Annotated in this window: 15 protein-coding genes, 1 tRNA gene and 1 pseudogene; 10 read left to right on the top strand and 7 right to left on the bottom strand. The window is 67.8% G+C overall.

From position 1 onward, the window contains the following. The first annotated feature begins 5 nt into the window (after positions 1–5). From hutC to hutG, 7 genes are all read left to right on the top strand, one after another. Positions 6–764: a histidine utilization transcriptional repressor HutC gene (gene hutC, locus J8I34_RS00550; RefSeq protein ID WP_029046008.1), complete on the top strand. Its 759-nt coding sequence runs from the start codon at positions 6–8 to the stop codon at positions 762–764. Between the two features lie 64 nt (positions 765–828). Next, a complete protein-coding gene (gene hutH / locus J8I34_RS00555; protein WP_209805119.1) occupies positions 829–2,403 on the top strand; it encodes a histidine ammonia-lyase in 1,575 nt (524 codons plus the stop codon). Between the two features lie 209 nt (positions 2,404–2,612). Continuing rightward, positions 2,613–4,313 carry a urocanate hydratase gene (gene hutU, locus J8I34_RS00560; RefSeq protein ID WP_209805120.1) on the top strand — a complete coding sequence of 567 codons (1,701 nt, stop codon included), beginning with the start codon at positions 2,613–2,615 and terminating at the stop codon, positions 4,311–4,313. Beyond that, positions 4,310–4,918, top strand: a complete 609-nt coding sequence (locus tag J8I34_RS00565; RefSeq protein WP_209769438.1) for a HutD/Ves family protein — start codon at positions 4,310–4,312, stop codon at positions 4,916–4,918. Before hutU ends, J8I34_RS00565 begins: the two co-directional genes overlap by 4 nt. Beyond that, the gene (gene hutI / locus J8I34_RS00570) at positions 4,915–6,183 is read left to right on the top strand and encodes an imidazolonepropionase (RefSeq protein ID WP_209805121.1); all 1,269 of its coding nucleotides are present in this window, start codon (positions 4,915–4,917) and stop codon (positions 6,181–6,183) included. The genes J8I34_RS00565 and hutI overlap by 4 nt, the downstream gene beginning before the upstream one ends. Continuing rightward, a complete protein-coding gene (locus J8I34_RS00575) occupies positions 6,180–7,586 on the top strand; it encodes a formimidoylglutamate deiminase (RefSeq protein ID WP_209805122.1) in 1,407 nt (468 codons plus the stop codon). Before hutI ends, J8I34_RS00575 begins: the two co-directional genes overlap by 4 nt. Positions 7,587–7,640: 54 nt before the next feature. Beyond that, positions 7,641–8,456, top strand: a complete 816-nt coding sequence (gene hutG, locus J8I34_RS00580) for an N-formylglutamate deformylase (protein WP_209805123.1) — start codon at positions 7,641–7,643, stop codon at positions 8,454–8,456. Between the two features lie 59 nt (positions 8,457–8,515). Here the strand turns inward: hutG and J8I34_RS00585 are convergent. The 3 genes and pseudogenes from J8I34_RS00585 to J8I34_RS00595 all read right to left on the bottom strand — a co-directional run. After that, a pseudogene (locus J8I34_RS00585) lies at positions 8,516–8,698 on the bottom strand (bifunctional aspartate transaminase/aspartate 4-decarboxylase); the annotation flags it as partial. A gap of 293 nt (positions 8,699–8,991) precedes the next feature. Further along, the gene (loiP, locus tag J8I34_RS00590; protein WP_029046016.1) at positions 8,992–9,735 is read right to left on the bottom strand and encodes a metalloprotease LoiP; all 744 of its coding nucleotides are present in this window, start codon (positions 9,733–9,735) and stop codon (positions 8,992–8,994) included. 199 nt (positions 9,736–9,934) lie between these two features. Beyond that, positions 9,935–10,019: transfer RNA gene (locus tag J8I34_RS00595), tRNA-Leu, on the bottom strand. 178 nt (positions 10,020–10,197) lie between these two features. Between J8I34_RS00595 and J8I34_RS00600 the strand changes: the two genes are divergently transcribed. Then, positions 10,198–11,118 (top strand): alpha/beta hydrolase, encoded by a 921-nt coding sequence (locus J8I34_RS00600; RefSeq protein WP_209805124.1) that lies wholly within the window; start codon positions 10,198–10,200, stop codon positions 11,116–11,118. 21 nt (positions 11,119–11,139) lie between these two features. Here J8I34_RS00600 and J8I34_RS00605 read toward each other — a convergent pair whose 3' ends face one another. From J8I34_RS00605 to J8I34_RS00620, 4 genes are all read right to left on the bottom strand, one after another. Next, positions 11,140–12,024, bottom strand: a complete 885-nt coding sequence (locus J8I34_RS00605; protein WP_209769461.1) for an NAD(P)-dependent oxidoreductase — start codon at positions 12,022–12,024, stop codon at positions 11,140–11,142. Positions 12,025–12,065: 41 nt separating this feature from the next. Beyond that, positions 12,066–13,235 (bottom strand): ABC transporter substrate-binding protein, encoded by a 1,170-nt coding sequence (locus J8I34_RS00610; RefSeq protein ID WP_209805125.1) that lies wholly within the window; start codon positions 13,233–13,235, stop codon positions 12,066–12,068. A gap of 66 nt (positions 13,236–13,301) precedes the next feature. After that, complete coding sequence (locus J8I34_RS00615; RefSeq protein WP_209805126.1) at positions 13,302–14,465, bottom strand: methyltransferase; 1,164 nt, start codon at positions 14,463–14,465, stop codon at positions 13,302–13,304. Positions 14,466–14,567: 102 nt separating this feature from the next. Next, positions 14,568–15,509, bottom strand: coding sequence for a CysB family HTH-type transcriptional regulator (locus J8I34_RS00620; RefSeq protein WP_029046021.1), 942 nt, complete (start codon positions 15,507–15,509; stop codon positions 14,568–14,570). 165 nt (positions 15,510–15,674) lie between these two features. Between J8I34_RS00620 and J8I34_RS00625 the strand changes: the two genes are divergently transcribed. Then, the gene (locus J8I34_RS00625) at positions 15,675–16,448 is read left to right on the top strand and encodes a sulfite exporter TauE/SafE family protein (RefSeq protein WP_029046022.1); all 774 of its coding nucleotides are present in this window, start codon (positions 15,675–15,677) and stop codon (positions 16,446–16,448) included. Positions 16,449–16,476: 28 nt separating this feature from the next. After that, entirely contained in the window at positions 16,477–18,159 is a 1,683-nt protein-coding gene (nirA, locus tag J8I34_RS00630) for a nitrite reductase NirA (RefSeq protein ID WP_029046023.1), read from the top strand.

The raw sequence follows: 18,159 nt of genomic DNA on the forward strand, positions 1-18,159 counted from the left end.
ACGCCATGAACCACGCCGTCGGCTCCGCCACCCCCGCTTCCTCTCCCACCGCGCTCTACCAGCAGGTGAAGGAGTACATCGCCCGCCAGATCCAGAGCGGCGCGTGGCAGCCGGGCGACCGGGTGCCGTCGGAGCAGGAACTGGTGAACCGCTTCGGGGTCTCGCGCATGACCGTCAACCGGGCCCTGCGCGAGCTGTCGGAGCAGGGCCGGGTGGTGCGCGTCGCCGGCGTCGGCACCTTCGTTGCCGAGCACAAGCCGCAGTCGACGCTGCTGTCGGTGGTCAACCTGCAGGACGAGATCCGCATGCGCGGGCATGACTATGCCTGCGACGTGATCCTGGTCGAGCGGGTCTCGGCGTCGATCGAGGTGGCCGCCGCGCTGGAGCTGCATACCGGCGAGTCGGTGTTCCATTCGGTCTGCGTGCATCGCGAAGACGGCGTGCCGGTGCAGCTGGAGGACCGCTACGTGAACCCGCGCGTGGCGCCGGATTTCATCGGCCAGGACTTCAGCGCGACCCAGCCCGGCGAATACCTGTTGCGCCACGTTCCCTACGATCAGGTGGAGCATGTGGTCGATGCCATTGCCGCCACGCCGGAGCAGGCCGCGCAACTGGAAATGCCGCCAACGCAACCTTGCCTGATGCTGACCCGCCGCACCTGGACCAATGGCGTGCCAGTGACATTCGTTCGTTGCCTGCATCCGGGCAACCGCTACCGCCTCGGCAGCCGCTTCCGCGCCGACGGCAATCCCGCTTTCGGCTGATTCCCTCGTGGGATCGGCCTTTGGTTCATTTTTTAGCCTAAGCTGTATAGACAGGAACATACAAATGACTGCGAGCCAACACGACCAAGCCTCCCGCCCGCTGCTGACCTTGCAGCCGGGCCAAGTCACCCTGGCCGACCTGCGTCGCATCTACCGCGGCGAAGTGCGCGTGGCAATGGCCGATTCCGCCTGGGCCGGCGTACGCGCGGCGCAGGCCACCGTGCAGGACATCATCGATGCCGACGCCGTGGTCTACGGCATCAATACGGGCTTCGGCAAGCTGGCGCAGACCCGCATCCCCAACGACAAGCTGGCGCAGCTGCAGCGCAACCTGGTGCTGTCGCACAGCGTCGGCACCGGTCCGGACCTGGCCGAGGATACGGTGCGCCTGATCCTGGCCACCAAGGCGGTCAGCCTGGCGCGCGGCCATTCCGGTGTGCGTCCGGAACTGATCGAGGCATTGCTGGCGCTGGTCAACCACGGCGTGACGCCGTGCATTCCCGCCAAGGGTTCGGTCGGTGCCTCGGGCGACCTGGCGCCGCTGGCGCATATGTCGTGCACGCTGATCGGCGTGGGCGACGTGCTGGTCGACGGCAAGCGCGTGCCGGCCGCCGAAGGCCTGGCCCATGCGGGCCTGAAGGCGTTCGAACTGGGCCCGAAGGAAGGCCTGGCGCTGCTCAACGGCACGCAGGTGTCGACCGCGCTGGCGCTGGCCGGCCTGTTCGCCGCCGAGGACACCTTCGCCGCCGGGCTGGTGGCTGGCGCACTGTCGCTGGAAGCGATCAAGGGCTCGGTCAAGCCGTTCGACGCCCGCATCCATGAGGCCCGCGGCCAGGCCGGCCAGATCGCCGTGGCCGGCGCCGTGCGCGCGATGCTGGATGGCAGCGAGATCGTCGATTCGCACAAGGCCTGCGGCCGTGTGCAGGACCCGTATTCGATCCGCTGCCAGCCGCAGGTGATGGGTGCTTGCCTGGACAACCTGCAGCACGCCGCGCGCATCCTGCAGATCGAAGCCAATGCCGCGTCGGACAACCCGCTGGTGTTCTCCGAGCAGGGCGACGTGGTCTCCGGCGGCAACTTCCACGCCGAGCCGGTGGCCTTCGCCGCCGACATCATCGCGCTGGCGATCGCCGAGATCGGTGCGATTTCCGAGCGGCGCCTGGCGCTGCTGCTCGATACCGGCCTGTCCGGCCTGCCGCCGTTCCTGGTGCGCGATGGCGGTTTGAATTCGGGCTTCATGATCGCGCAGGTGACCGCGGCGGCGCTGGCTTCCGAGAACAAGTCGCTGGCGCATCCGTCGAGCGTGGACAGCCTGCCGACCTCGGCCAACCAGGAAGACCATGTGTCGATGGCCACCTACGGCGCGCGCCGGTTGGGCGACATGGCGGCCAACACCGCCGTGGTGGTCGGCATCGAGGCGATGGCCGCGGCACAGGGCATCGAGTTCCACCGCCCGCTGAAGTCGTCGCCGCTGGTGGAGCAGGAGCTGGCCCGCATTCGTGCGCGGGTGGATTTTGTGGAAGGCGACCGTTACCTGGCGCCGGATATCGAAGCGATGAAGCAGTGGGTGGTGCAGGGCGATGCGGGCGCGGGGTGGCCGCAGGCGGTCAGGGCGATTTTGCCGACCAACGCAAGTTGATGCGCCGGCCCTCACCCCCGCCCCTCTCCCGCAAGCGGCGAGAGGGGAGACCCCAGACTGTGTTGGAGGGGCCAGCGGTTTGCTCCCCTCTCCCGCACGCGGGAGAGGGGCCGGGGGTGAGGGCCAGCGTATCCGGAAGCCGCCGACGTACCAAATGCCGTGCCACCGATCTGATCGCACCACCAGCGCCATCCAAAGGAGAACAACACATGAACGCTCCCGAATCCCAATCCCTCCAGCGCGGCCAGCGCGAGATCCGCGCCCCGCGCGGCACCCAGCTGCACTGCAGGAATTGGCTGATCGAAGCCGCCTACCGCATGATCCAGAACAACCTGGACCCCGACGTGGCCGAGCGCCCGCAGGACCTGGTGGTGTACGGCGGCATCGGCAAGGCCGCGCGCAACTGGGAATGCTTCGACGCCATCCTTGACAGCCTGCGCCGCCTGGGCGAGGACGAATCGCTGCTGGTGCAGTCGGGCAAGCCGGTCGGCGTGTTCCGCACGCACACGGACGCGCCGCGCGTGCTGATCGCCAACTCCAACCTGGTGCCGCACTGGGCAACGTGGGACAAGTTCAACGAGCTCGATCGCGCCGGCCTGATGATGTACGGCCAGATGACCGCGGGCTCGTGGATCTACATCGGTACGCAGGGCATCGTGCAGGGCACCTACGAGACCTTTGTCGAAGCCGGCCGCCAGCACTATGACGGCGATTTGTCGGGCAAATGGATCCTGACCGCCGGCCTCGGCGGCATGGGCGGCGCGCAGCCGCTGGCCGGCGTGCTGGCGGGTGCCTGCGTGCTGGCGATCGAGTGCCAGGAATCGCGCATCGACTTCCGCATCCGCACGCGCTACCTCGACAAGAAGGCCACCACGCTGGACGAGGCGCTGGCGATGATCGCCGAGGCCACGGCAAGGAAGGAGGCAATCTCCGTCGGCCTGCTCGGCAACGCCGCCGACATCGTGCCGGAACTGGCCAAGCGGGCGCAGGCCGGTGGCATGCGCCCGCATATCGTCACCGACCAGACTTCCGCGCATGACCTGGTCAACGGCTACCTGCCGCAAGGGTGGACTGTCGAACAGTGGGAGCATGCGCGCCAGCACGATCCCAAGTCGGTGGAAGCCGCTGCGCGCCCCTCTATCGTCAAGCACGTGCAGGCCATGCTCGACTTCCAGAAGATGGGCGTGCCGACGGTCGACTACGGCAACAACATCCGCCAGGTCGCGTTCGACGAAGGCGTGCAGAATGCCTTCGATTTCCCCGGCTTCGTGCCGGCCTATATCCGCCCGCTGTTCTGCCGCGGCAAGGGCCCGTTCCGCTGGGTGGCGCTGTCGGGCGATCCCGAGGATATCTACAAGACCGACGCCAAGATGAAGGAGCTGTTCCCCGAGGACAAGCACCTGCACCGCTGGCTCGACATGGCGCACGACCGCATCGCCTTCCAGGGCCTGCCGGCGCGCATCTGCTGGGTGGGCCTGGACGAGCGCCACCGCGCCGGCCTGGCCTTCAACGAGATGGTGAAGTCGGGCGAGCTGAAGGCGCCGGTGGTGATCGGCCGCGACCACCTGGACTGCGGCTCGGTGGCGTCGCCCAACCGCGAGACCGAAGCGATGCGCGACGGTTCCGACGCGGTGTCCGACTGGCCGCTGCTGAACGCGCTGCTCAATACCGCCGGCGGCGCCACTTGGGTAAGCCTGCACCACGGCGGCGGCGTGGGCATGGGCTTCTCGCAACACTCCGGCGTGGTGATCGTCTGCGATGGCACCGATGCCGCCGCGAAGCGCATCGAGCGCGTGCTGTGGAACGATCCGGCCACCGGCGTGATGCGCCATGCCGATGCGGGCTACGACATCGCCATCGACTGCGCGCGTGAGAAGGGCCTGAACCTGCCGATGGTGAAGGGCGTATGAGCACTGTGATGTCACAGTATTTCAAGCTCGCGGCCATCGACCCGACGCGCTGGAAGAACGGCGGCGGCAACACGCGCGAGATCGCGGTGTGGCCGCCGGGTGCAGGCATGGATGACTTCGTGTGGCGCCTGAGCGTGGCCGATATCGAAGCCGACGGCCCGTTCTCCGCCTTCCCCGGCATCGACCGCCAGATCGTGCTGCTCGACGGCGCCGGGGTGATGCTGCGCGCCGACGACGGCAGCTTCAGTCACCGGCTGGTCCAGCCGGGCGCACCGTTTGCCTTCTCGGGCGACACCGGCCTGCAGGCCGCGCTGCTCGATGGCGCCACGCGCGACTTCAACGTGATGACGCGGCGTGGCCGCTGCCGCGCGCGCGTCGACGCCTTCCGCGACGGCTTTACCGTCAGCACCGGTGCCGATACCGTTTGCCTGCTTGCCGTGTCCGGCACCTGGCTGGCGCAGGATGCGCAGCCGGCTGTCACGCTGGACGCCGGGCAGGGCGTGCTGTATCCGGCCGGCGAACCCGCTGGCCGGCAAGCCTTTGCACCAGGCGCCGGCGACGCGCTGTGCCTGTGTGTCACGCTGGAAATGGAGCCCGACCAATGACGCTGCCTTCCGTACCTGGCACCGCCAGCGCCGATGGCCTCTGGCACAACTGCCACCTGTTGCCCGATGCCGACCCCGCGCGCGCCATCCGCGATGCCGCGCTCGTGGTAGAACAAGGCCGAATAGCCTGGCTCGGCGCTGCCACGGAATTGCCGCAGCAGTATCGCGACCTCGCGCGCCACAACGCCAACGGCGCGTGGATCACGCCGGGACTGGTCGATTGCCACACCCACCTGGTCTACGGCGGCCAGCGCGCCGACGAGTTCGCGATGCGCCTGGCCGGTGCCGGCTATGAGGAAATCGCGCGCGCCGGCGGCGGCATCGTCTCGACCGTGCGCGCCACCCGCGCCGCCGACGAAGACACGCTGTTCGCGCAGGCCGCCGCGCGCCTGCAACCGCTGCTCGCCGAAGGCGTGACCGCCATCGAGATCAAATCCGGCTACGGCCTCAGCCTGGAAGCCGAGCGCAAGCAATTGCGCGTGGCGCGTCGCCTGGGCGAGCAGTTCGGCGTCGCGGTGCACACCACCTTCCTCGGTGCGCACGCGCTGCCGCCCGAGTACGCCGGCCGCGCCGATGACTACATCGACCTGGTGTGCGGCACCATGCTGCCGGCGCTGGCCGAAGAAGGGCTGGTCGATGCCGTCGATGCCTTCTGCGAATCGATCGGCTTCTCGATCGCGCAGACCGAACGCGTCTTCGATGCCGCTGCGCGCCACGGCCTGCGCGTCAAGCTGCACGCCGAGCAGCTCAGCAACCTCGGCGGCGCGGCGCTGGCGGCACGCCATCGCGCGCTGTCGGCGGACCATCTCGAACATCTCGACGAGGCCGGCGTCGCCGCGATGGCAGAAGCCGGCACGGTCGCGGTGCTGCTGCCCGGCGCCTACTATTTCCTGCGCGACACCAACCTGCCGCCGATCGCGCTGTTGCGCCAGCACGGCGTGCCGATGGCGATCTCGACCGACCACAACCCCGGCACGTCGCCGGTGACGTCGCTGCTGCTGATGATGAATATGGCCTGCACGCTGTTCCGCCTGACGGTGCCCGAGGCGCTGGCCGGCGTGACCCTGCATGCGGCACGCGCGCTGGGCGCATCGGATCGCCACGGCAAGCTGGAAGCGGGGCGCGTAGCCGACTTCGTGCTGTGGCGCGTCGATTCGCCGGCAGAGCTGGCATACTGGTTCGGCCGCAACCCTGCGGCAATGGTTGTGCGGCAAGGGCGCGTATATCCGGCGCAAGAAGGGGCACAAGCGGAGGCACAGGCATGAGCACATCGCTGCTGTTCGCAGACTGGGCCCTGCTGCCCGATGGCTGGGCGCGCAATGTGCTGCTCGCCTGGGACGAGCAGGGCCGCCTGGCCACCGTGCAAGCCGGGTCCACCGCAAGTGCCGGTGTGCCGCGCGCCGCGGGCCCGGTGCTGCCGGGCATGCCCAACCTGCATTCGCACGCATTCCAGCGTGGCTTTGCCGGCCTGACCGAATACCGCAGCCGCCCGCAGGGTGAAAATTCCGCCGGCGCCGATTCGTTCTGGAGCTGGCGCACGCTGATGTACCGCTTCGCGCAGCGGATCTCGCCAGACACGCTGGAAGCCATCGCCACCCAGCTCTACATCGAAATGCTGCGTGCGGGCTATACCAGCGTGTGCGAGTTCCACTACGTCCACCACGATGCCAACGGCAAGCCCTACGCCGATGCCGCCGAGATGTCGCTGCGGCTGCTGCGCGCGGCGCAGCGCACCGGCATCGGCATGACGCTGCTGCCGGTGCTGTACCAGACCGCCGGCTTCGGCGGCAAGCCGCCGCTGGCCGAGCAGCGCCGCTTCCTGCATGACACAGACGCCATGCTGCGGCTGCTGGAGCGGCTGGCGCCCATGTGCGCGCAGGCCGGCGCACGTCTCGGGCTGGCGCCCCATTCGCTGCGCGCGGTGCCCGAAGACAGCCTGCTGCATGCGCTGGCAGGGCTGAAGGCGATCGACGCGCAGGCGCCGGTCCATATCCACATCGCCGAGCAGCAGCGCGAAGTCGACGACTGCATCGCCTGGTCCGGCACGCGCCCGGTGACATGGCTGTTCGATCATGTCGACGTCGACGCGCGCTGGTGCCTGGTGCACGCCACGCACATGGACTGGGATGAGCGCCGGCGCCTCGGGCACAGCGGCGCCGTGGCCGGCATCTGCGCGACCACCGAAGCGAACCTCGGCGACGGCGTGTTCGAGGCGGAGCCTTACCTCGCGCAGCACGGCGCGTGGGGCATCGGCTCGGACAGCCATGCCAGCGTCAGCGTGGCCGAGGAACTGCGCCTGTTCGAGTACGGCCAGCGGCTGGGCCTGCAGCAGCGCAACGTGCTGGCCTCGGATACCCACCTGCAGGTGGCCGACCGCCTTTATCTCGAAGCCGTGGCAGGCGGCGCGCGCGCCAGCGGCCGCGACGTGGCCGGGCTGGCGCCCGGCCAGCAGGCGGACTTCGTGGTGCTGGACGGTGCGCACCCGACGCTGGCCGGCCTCGACGGCGCGCAGGCGCTGGCCACCCACGTGTTCGCGAACCACGGTCATGAGACACTAGCGGAGGTCCGCACCGCCGGCTGCAGCCGCGTGCAGCATGGCGCGCATGCGCTGCAGGCCGATGCGGCCCGGCAGTTCATCGCCGCGCGCGCCAGCCTGCTGGCCGACTGATACGCGACAAAATAGGCGACAAATCCGGGCACCGCCCGACGCATTGCAAAGAACATGTCCTTCTCCACCGATACTCCCGCCTTCACCCTGCATCGCGGCACGCGCCCGCTGCTGATATCGATGCCGCACGTCGGCACGCACCTGCCGGCTTCGGTTTCGCAGCGCCTCACGGCCGAGGCGCGTACCGTGCCCGACACCGACTGGCACCTGGAACGCCTCTACGGCTTTGCCCGCGAACTCGGCGCGTCCCTGCTGGTTGCCACGCATTCTCGTTACGTTGTCGACCTGAACCGCCCGCCCGACAACGCCAACCTGTATCCCGGCCAGGACACCACCGGCCTGTGCCCGGTCGACACCTTCGACAAGACGGCGCTGTACGCCGATGGCAGCAACGGCCCCGACGACGCGGAAATCGCCGCGCGCCGCGACGCGATCTGGCGTCCGTACCATGAGGCGCTGGCTGCGGAACTGGCGCGCCTGAAGACCGAGCACGGCACCGTCGCGCTGTGGGACGCGCATTCGATCCGCTCGGTGCTGCCGCGCTTCTTCGAAGGCAAGCTGCCGGATTTCAACCTCGGCACGGCCAATGGCGAGAGCTGCGACGCGGGGCTGGCGAGCCAGCTGCTCGAGCAGGCCAGCGCGGTGCCCGGCCATACCGCGGTGCTGAACGGGCGCTTCAAGGGCGGCTATATCACGCGCCAGTACGGCAAGCCGCAGGATGGGGTGCATGCGGTGCAGCTTGAGCTGTCGCAATGTGCATATATGAGCGAGACGTATCCGTTCGCCTATGACGAGGCGCGGTCGGCGGGGTTGCAGCCGGCGCTGCAAGGCATGCTGGCCACGGTGCTTGCGTTCGTCGAGTCGCGGTAAGGCGCAGTGCATAAAAAAGGCCCGGCGTCATGCCGGGCCTTAGGCACGCCAACGAAGGCTTATTTCTTCACGACGTTCTTGTTCGCCTTGCTCCCCGTCGACGCGTTGTACTTCTCCACATACTCCTCGAACAGCTTGCAGATCGCGCTGCCGATCTTGGCGTAATCCGCTTCATTGAGGTTGGCCAGCGACACCCGGCCAGACGGATGCCGCGTACCGAACCCGCGGCCCGGCAGCAATACAGCTAGTCGACGCCTTCAGGCATGCAAGAGAACTACCCTCCGATTCGTGCATGGCAAGCAGGCCCAGCTGCCAGAAGCCGTGGCGCGGCACGGTAGCCAGGAAGTGGCATTATCCCCCCGGTTTCGGGCCGTCATATTGAAAGCTTTCTTGACTGAGTTAAATGCTGTCAACATTCCGCGCGCGGCGATTGCGCGCGGCATTGCGCATGACGAGTGTGCTGTCTGGAGGGGGAAATACAGGGTGCGGCCGCGTTCCCCGGGCGGGGGCGGCGGCGCAAAAGAATGCGGCGCGCTCAGCGCCCGCCGGCCAGGCGATCCTCGATATGCTTGGCGCGCTCCAAAGAGCCGGGGTGCGTGCTGAGCATGCTCGACTGGCCGCCGTCAAGCTGCGACATCTTGCGGAACGCCGACGCCAGCGCCTGCCGGTTGGCGCCGTTCTTGGTCAGCAGGTTGAAGGAGTAGTCGTCCGCAGCGGATTCCTGGCGCTGCGAGAACTGCGCATTGACGAACGTTTCCGCCAGGTCCCCGATCTGCGACGACGACAGCGCGGTCAGCGAAGCAATGCCGGTAGATCCGAGCAGGCCGCGCGCCGCGGCAGTGGTGTAGGCCACCTGCATCGCCGCCTTGGTGTGGCCCAGCGCCACATGGCCGATCTCGTGCCCGACTACGCCGCGCACTTCGTCGTCGCTGAGGAAGTCCATCAGCCCGCTGTAGACGCGCACGCATCCATTGGCCATGGCCCACGCGTTGATGTCCTTGGTCACGTAGACCTTGGCATTGAGGGGCAGCCCGGTATTGCCCAGCCCGCTCATCACAGTCGCGAGCCGCTTGGCATAGGTGCTGTCGGCCGGCGCAATGGTGTTCTTCTGGTCCATTTCCGCGCACGACTGGTCGGACAGCGTCTTGACGCTGGTGTCCGACAGCGTGGCCGCGGTGAACAGGCTGCCGCCGGCCTGGGACAGGTTTTCCATATTGGTGCCGGCGCAGCCGGCCAGCAGGGTCGCGCAGGCGAGGGCGGGAAGGGTCAGTCGGCTCATGGTGGCTCCGTTTCGCGGGATTTTCGCGGGATGGCAATGCCATAGGATAGGAAGCCAGGCGCACGGGCACCAGTGGGCGCTGTCCGACACACCTTCAAATTTCGGCCGGAAGGGGGGCGATGTGACGCGATAGGCCGGAGATGCCGGGCTATGCGGCGCAGCCGCCCATGTGGACGGCTGATTGCTTTGGAAGGAAATCTGGTGCCCGGGGTCGGACTCGAACCGACACGCCTTGCGGCGGGGGATTTTGAGTCCCCTGCGTCTACCTGTTTCACCACCCGGGCAGGTGTGACGGCATCGGAACCGATGCCGGGCTGAGCCGGCGATTATGCCGCAATTCCCTCCGACCGACAACCGGCCGCTATGGCCATGGTAGTGGCCCGGATAACTTGTGCATGGCGAATCGGATTAGCATCGCCGTCACCGCGCCGCCTCGCCCACCCTCCGCACGCACCGACCGCCATGACCGACCCATTGTCGAGCCTCGCCAGCCTGCCCTCGCAGGATCCCGGCTTCTACGACCGCGAATACAACAACCGCGCCAACGTGCCGGACAACCCGGCGCATATGGCGCGCTGGGGCGAATGGTCGGCGCGGGTGCGCGAGCGCGGCAGCTTTATCGCCGATTTGGGCTATGCCGATGCAGCTTCGCGGCATCCGCAGGATGAGACGCTGGATTATTTCCCGGCGCCGACGCCGGCACGTGGCGGAGTGGCACCGCCGCTGCTGGTGTTCGTCCACGGCGGCTACTTCCGCGCGCTCGACAAGCGCGACCACAGTTTCGTCGCCAGCGTGCTGCCGGCGCTGGGCGTGTCGGTGGCGGTGGTCAACTATTCGCTGGTGCCGTCGGTGACGGTGCCGGACATCGTGCGGCAGGTGCTGCGCAGCGTGGCGTGGCTGTACCGGCAATCCGGCGAACTGGGGCATGACCCGCAACGGCTGTTCGCCGCCGGGCATTCCGTCGGCGGCCACCTGGTGGCGATGCTGATGGCGGCACGCTGGCCGCAGCTGGCGCAAGACCTGCCAGCGGACCTGGTCAAGGGCGGTCTGTCGGTCAGCGGGCTGTACGACATGGAGCCGCTGCGCCGCGCCGCGTTCCTGCAATGCGACCTGCGGCTGTCCGAGGACGACGTGGCGCGCCTGTCGCCGGCGTACATGACGCCGGCCACCGCCGCGCCGCTGTCGCTAGCGGTGGGCGAACTGGAAGCGGCCGAATACCACCGCCAGCATGCTCTGATGCGGGCGGCGTGGCCCGCCAATGTCCGCAGTCTGGCAGCGAGCGATCTGGTGCTGCCGGGCTGTCATCACTTCAACGTGCTCGATGGCTTCATTGATGCCGACAGCGCGCTGATACGCGCCGTCCTGCGCCTGACAGGCGCCTGACAGCTACCTGAGCGCCGGCCTTCAACCCTCCAGCACGCGCAGAAGCGACGAGGTATCGTCCTTGCCCCAGCCGTTGGCCATCAGCGTGCGCAGCTGCGCCGAGGTGGCCTGCATCGCCGGCAGGTCCAGGCCGATTTCCTCGGCGATATCGCGCGCCAGCCCGAAGTCCTTGTCGTGCAGCCGCGCCTCGATGCCGGCGGCGAAATTGCGCGACACCATCTTGGGCCCCATCAGGTCAAGCATGCGGCTGCCCGCCATGCCCGTCGACATGGCCTGCAGCACGCGGCCGGTATCGACGTTCTGCGCCGAGGCAAAGCGCATGGCTTCGGCGATGCCTTCGATATTGACTACCTGCGCGATCTGGTTGCACAGCTTGGCGACCTGGCCGGCGCCGTTGCCGCCGATATGCGTGATGGTCGTGCCCAGCAGCTCCAGCAGCGGCAGCACGCGTTCCAGCACGTCGAGCTTGCCGCCGACCATGATGGTCAGCTTGCCGGATGCGGCGGCAGTGGTTCCGCCCGAGACCGGGCAGTCGAGCGCCTCGAGGCCGCGCGCGGCCAGTGCCGCGGCGATCTCGCGCGTGACCACCGGCGAGATGGTGCTGTGGTCGACGCATACCGTGCCGGGCGCCGCGCCGTGGACCACGCCTTGCTCGCCCAGCAGCACTTCGCGCACGTCTTCGGACGAGGTCACGTTGGTGAAGACGACGCTGGCGCCGCGCGCGGCCTCGGCGGGCGTGAAGAACGGCTCCGCACCCATGGCGCGCGCCGCATCGGCGGCCTCGGGACGGCGCACGAAGGCGCGCACGGTGTGGCCGGCGGCCAGCAGGTGGCGGACCATGTGCGAGCCCATGGCGCCCAGGCCGATGAAGGCAACCGTGACGGACGGAGTGGAAGTGGTGATCATGCGATGCTTCCTTTCAGAATGCCGGATGCGGCGGGCGCTGGCTACTTGTCGCCCGCGTAGGCGAACTTGCCGTTGCGGATCACCCCCATCACGCGCGAACGCTGGTCGAAGCCCTGGTGGTCCTTCGCGTTCAGGTTCAGCACGCCGTTGGGGATGGTGAGATTGGTGGTGGATTCGAGCGCATCGCGCATGGCGGCGCGGAATTCGCGCGTGCCGGGCTGGGCGCCGGTCTTGAGCGCGCGGCGCGCGGCATCGTCCAGCAGCAGCCACGCGCCCCAGGCGTCGCCGGCGAACTGCGTCACGCTGTCGGCGCCGTACTTGCCCTCGTAGCGATTGACGAAGTCCAGCGCGACCTTGCGCACCGGATGGCTTTCAGGCAGCTGGCGCGCGACCACGACCGGCCCGGTCGGGAACAGCGTGCCCTCGACATCCTTGCCGCCCATGCGCAGGAATTCCCAGGTGGCGATGCCATGGGTCTGGTAGACCTTGCCCTTGTAGCCGCGCTCGCCCAGTGTCTTCTGCGGCAGCACCGAGGGCGTGCCGGCGCCGGCGATCAGCACGGCGTCGGGGTTTGCCGCCATCAGCTTGAGCACCTGGCCGGTCACCGAGGTGTCGTTGCGCGAGAAGCGCTCGTTGGCGACGACCTTGATCTTGCGCACTTCGGCCAGCTTCGAGAATTCGCGCCACCAGCTTTCGCCATAGGCGTCGGCAAAGCCGATGAAGCCCACGGTCTTGATGCCGTGGTTGCTCATGTACTCCGTCAGCACGGTCGCCATGTGCGAGTCGTTCTGCGGCATCTTGAACGCCCAGCGGCGCTTGGCATCCGTCTGCGGCTCGACGATCGACGCCGACGCGGCCAGCGCCACCATCGGCGTCTCGCCTTCGGACACGGCGTCAAGCGCGGCCAGCGCGGTCGGCGTGATGTTGGGGCCGACGATCACGTCGACCTTTTCCTCGGAAATCAGCTTGCGCACATTGCGCACCGCGGCGGCCGGGTCGGAGCCGTCGTCCAGGATCACGTAGTGCGCCTTCTGGCCGCCCAGCGTCTGCGGCCACATCAGCACGGTGTTCTTGGAGGGGATGCCGATCGAGGCCGCCGGCCCGGTGGTGGACACATCGATGCCGACGCGGATATCGGCCAGCGCGGCGGCGCTGGCGCAGAGCAGGGTAGCCATTGCGAGGGTGGGCAGCAGGCTGGGCAACTTCGGCATCTTGTCTCCTCCGGTCTTGTTTGTGACGGGAAGGATAGCCGAACTCCGCCGGCAAGGGCACACGCGTCAGCGCACGCCCAGCCGCCACAGCGAGGTCACTTCGGCCGACCGCGCCGCATGTAGCGGATCGCTGGGGTCGGCGGCGCGCGGGTGACGCGGGCGGATATCGGAGCGGCCCAGCACCTTCAGCCCTGCGGCCTCGATCCAGCCTTCCAGCTGCTCGCGCGGGCGCAGGCCCAGGTGCTCGGCCAGGTCGGACAGCAGCAGCCAGCCTTCGCCGCCGGGCTCGAGATGCGCGGCCAGCCCATCGAGGAAGCCGCGCAGCATGGCGCTGTCGGGGTCATAGACGGCACGCTCGACCGGCGAGCTGGGCCGGGCCGGCACCCATGGCGGGTTGCACACCACCAGCGGTGCGCGGCCTTCCGGGAACAGGTCGGCCTGCACGATCTCGACGGGGCCGGCGTAGCCGAGCTGGCCGATATTCGCGCGTGCGCAGGCCAGCGCACGCGGATCCTGGTCGGTGCCGACGATGCGCTGCACGCCACGCCGGGCCAGCACGGCGGCCAGCACCCCGGTGCCGGTGCCGATGTCGAAGGCCAGCGTCCTGGACGGCAGCGGCTCGGCGGCAACCAGGTCGACATACTCGCCCCGCACCGGCGAGAACACGCCGTACCAGGGATGGATGCGGTCTTCCAGTGCCGGGATCTCCACACCTTTCCTGCGCCATTCATAGGCGCCGATCATGCCCAGCAGCTCGCGCAGCGATGCCACATACGGCTCGCCCGCCGGCCCGTAGACCTGCTCGCAGGCTTCGCGCACATCGGGGGCGCGGCGCAGCGGCACGCTGTGATCGGCCTCGAACGGCAGCAGCAGCATGCCCAGCGTGCGGGCGCGCTGCGACTGCGCCAGCCGATGCAGGTGGAAGGCCTCGGCGGCCGAGCCGGGCGCGCCCTTGGCCTTCTGGCCCGGCCGGCTCGCCTTTTTGGGTTTGCGCTCGGTGCGCCGCGCCATGGCGTTGAGCAGCTGGCGCGCGTTCTGGAAGTCGCCACGCCACAGCAGCGCAGTGCCTTCGCAGGCGAGCCGGTAGGCGGTGTCGGCGCTGGTGGTGTCGTCGGCGACCACCACGCGGCGCGGCGGCGGGTTGCCGGCCTCGGAGCGCCAGGCGGCGCTGCGCTCGATGCCGTCCTCGGTCCAGTGGATGCGGGGCAGTTCGCTGGTGGCTTCGCTCATGGGTTCGCTCACAGCGCCTCCGGCCGGCGGGGCATGACGGATTGGGAATGCATGTCGGGTTCTGCTTCTTATATAGAGAGGAGAGGCGGCGGGCTGCCGCGCTCAGAGTTCGTAGGCTTCGTGCTCGCCCGACATGGCCTGTTCGACCAGCTTGCGGTTCAGCGTCGGCGAGAACAGCTCGATGAAGGTGTAGACAAAGCTGCGCAGGTAGGCGCCTTGCTTGACCGCCAGGTGCGTCACATTGCTGCCGAACAGGTGACCGGCCGGGATCCCGCGCAGTTTGCTGTCGCGCTCGGCATCATAGGCCACGCCGGCGACGATGCCCACGCCCAGGCCGATCTCCACGTAGGTCTTGATCACGTCGGCGTCGATCGCCTCGAGCACGATGTCCGGCTTCAGGTGGCGCAGCTGGAAGGCCTTGTCGATCTTGGGCCGGCCGGCGAAGTTGGGGTCGTAGGTGATCAGCGGGTAGCCCATCAGGTCTTCCAGCGCCAGGTGCTTCTTGTCCAGCAGCGGATGATCGGGTGGCGTAATCACCATATGCGTCCACTGATAGCCCGGCAGCGACACCAGGTTCTTGTCGTCGGTGATGCCTTCCGTGGCGATGCCGATATCGGCCTGGTCGTGCAGCAGCATGTCGGCGATCTGCGTGGGGTTGCCTTGCTGGATCGACAGCCGGACCTTCGGGTAGCGCTTGGTGAATTCGCCGATCACCCGGGGCAGCGCGTAGCGCGCCTGGGTATGGGTGGTGGCGATGGTGAAGTTGCCCTGGTCTTGTGCCGCATAGTCCATGCCGACCCGCTTCAGGCTCTCGACTTCCTGCAGGATTTTCTCAACGGAGGTGAGAATGCGCCGCCCCGGCTCGGTCAGGCTGCGGATGCGCTTGCCGTGTCGCGTGAAGATATCGACACCCAGCTCTTCTTCCAGCTCGATGATGGCCTTGGACACCCCGGGTTGTGACGTGTAGAGCGCTTTGGCGGCTTCGGTCAGGTTGTAGTTCTGCCGGACGGCCTCGCGCACGAAGCGAAACTGGTGCAGGTTCATATAACTCGGGTCGTATAAACAAACAACTTCTTATTAGTTTGAGGTATGAGGCCAGTTTATTACGATTCTCGAACTTTGTTAATGAACGTCCTGCCCTCAGTGCGTCCGCTCGCAGCCCCCGGATTGTGATGCGAGCCTCACGGGCCAGGATCCACCGAGCCCCTCATGTCGCTGGCCTATACCGTTTCCGGTCTGTTTGTAGGCGTCCTCGTCGGTCTGACCGGCGTGGGTGGGGGCTCGTTGATGACGCCTTTGCTGACGCTGCTGTTCGGCTTTTCGCCGGCGACGGCGGTCGGCACCGACCTGGCCTTCGCGGCCATCACCAAGGGTTTTGGCACCATCGCGCACCGGGCCCACGGCCATGTGCAGTGGCAGGTGGTGCGGCGCCTGTGCATCGGCAGCCTGCCGGCGGCGGTCGTGTCCATCCTGGTGCTCAAGAGCGCAGGTGAGCTCAACGCGCAGTGGCTGCACGCGATCCGCGTGACCATCGGCGTGTCGGTGCTGCTGACCGTACTGTCGCTGCTGTTCCGCAAGCAGATGCTGGCCTGGCTCGAACGCAACCCGCGCTTCCAGCTGCACGGCCGCGCCCAGGTCATCGCCACCATCCTGGTCGGCGCGGTGATCGGCGTGCTGGTGACGGTGTCGTCGATCGGCGCGGGCGCGGTTGGCGCCACGCTGATCCTGCTGCTGTACCCCCATATGAAGCCGGCCGAAGTTGCCGGCACCGATATCGCCTACGCCGTCCCGCTGACGGCGCTGGCCGGGCTGGGCCACGTGTGGCTCGGTACCGTCAACTGGAATTTGCTGCTGGCGCTGCTGGTGGGTTCGATCCCCGGCATCTGGCTGGGCGCGCAACTGTCGCGGGCGCTGCCCGAGCGGCTGGTGCGTGCCGCACTGGCGACCACGCTGACGCTGGTCGCAATCAAGCTCGTTTCCTGAATCCAACGAATACTGAACGGACCCCGCCATGTATCAGTACGACCAATATGACCAGCGCATCGTCAACGAGCGCGTCGCCCAGTTCCGTGACCAGGTGCGCCGCCGCCTGTCGGACGAGCTGACCGAGGAAGAATTCCTGCCGCTGCGCCTGCAGAACGGCCTGTACCTGCAGCGCCATGCCTACATGCTGCGCGTGGCGATCCCGTACGGCCTGCTGTCTTCGACGCAGCTGCGCAAGCTGGCCCACATCGCCCGCGAGTATGACCGCGGCTACGGCCACTTCTCCACCCGCCAGAACATCCAGTACAACTGGATGGAGCTGGAGCGCGTGCCCGACGTGCTGGCCGAGCTGGCCAGCGTCGAGATGCACGGCATCCAGACCTCGGGCAACTGCGTGCGCAACATCACCACCGACCACTTCGCCGGCGTGGCGCCGGACGAGTCGGTGGACCCGCGCGTGCTGGCCGAGCTGCTGCGCCAGTGGAGCACGTTCCAGCCGGAGTTCGCCTTCCTGCCGCGCAAGTTCAAGATCGCGATCTCGGCTTCGAAGGATGACCGCGCCGTGGTGCAGATGCACGACATCGGCATCTACGCCTACAAGAACGCCGACGGCGAAACGCGCCTGCGCATCCTGGCCGGTGGCGGCCTGGGCCGCACGCCGATCCTGGGTTCGATCATCAAGGAAGACCTGCCGTGGCAGCACATGCTGACCTATGTTGAATCGGCCATCCGCGTGTACAACCGCTACGGCCGCCGCGACAACAAGTACAAGGCCCGCATCAAGATCCTGGTGAAGGCCATCGGCGTGGAGAAGTTCGCGCAGGAAGTCGAGGAAGAATGGCAGCACAGCAAGGACGGCCCGGCCACGCTGACGCAGGTCGAGTTCGACCGCGTGGCGCAGTACTTCACGCCGCCGGCCTATGAAAAGCTGGCCGATACCGATGCCTCGTACGAGAACCACCTGCTGGAAGACAAGGCGTTCGCGCGCTGGGTCAGCCGCAGCGTGCACGGCCACAAGGTGCCGGGCTACGCCGCGGTGACGCTGTCGACCAAGCCGGGCGTGGCCTCGCCCCCGGGAGATGCCACCGATGCGCAGATGGAAGCGGTGGCGGACCTGGCCGACCAGTTCGGCTTCGGCGAACTGCGCGTGGCGCACGAGCAGAACCTGGTGCTGCCGGACGTGAAGAAGCACGACCTGTACGCGCTGTGGCAGCTGGCGAAGAAGGCCGGCCTGGCCACCCCGAACATCGGCCTGCTGACCGACATCATCGCCTGCCCGGGCGGCGATTTCTGCTCGCTGGCCAACGCCAAGTCGATCCCCATCGCGCAGGCGATCCAGGACCGCTTCGACGACCTGGACTACGTCTATGACCTGGGCGAGATCTCGCTGAACATCTCGGGCTGCATCAACGCGTGCGGCCACCACCACGTTGGCAACATCGGCGTGCTGGGCGTCGACAAGGACGGTTCGGAGTGGTACCAGGTCACGCTGGGCGGCGCCCAGGGCAACAAGACCGCGCTGGGCAAGGTGATCGGCCCGTCGTTCAGCGCCGAGGAAATGCCCGAGGTGGTGACGCGCATCATCGACACCTTCGTGGCCAACCGCATCGAAGACGAACGCTTTATCGAAACCCTGTCCCGCATCGGCATCGCCCCGTTCAAGGAGCGCGTCTACGCAGACAAGCAGCCGCGCGAGCGCGCCGAAGCCTGA

Origin of the sequence: Cupriavidus phytohabitans (genome assembly GCF_017815025.1) — a bacterium.
GTDB lineage: Bacteria > Pseudomonadota > Gammaproteobacteria > Burkholderiales > Burkholderiaceae > Cupriavidus.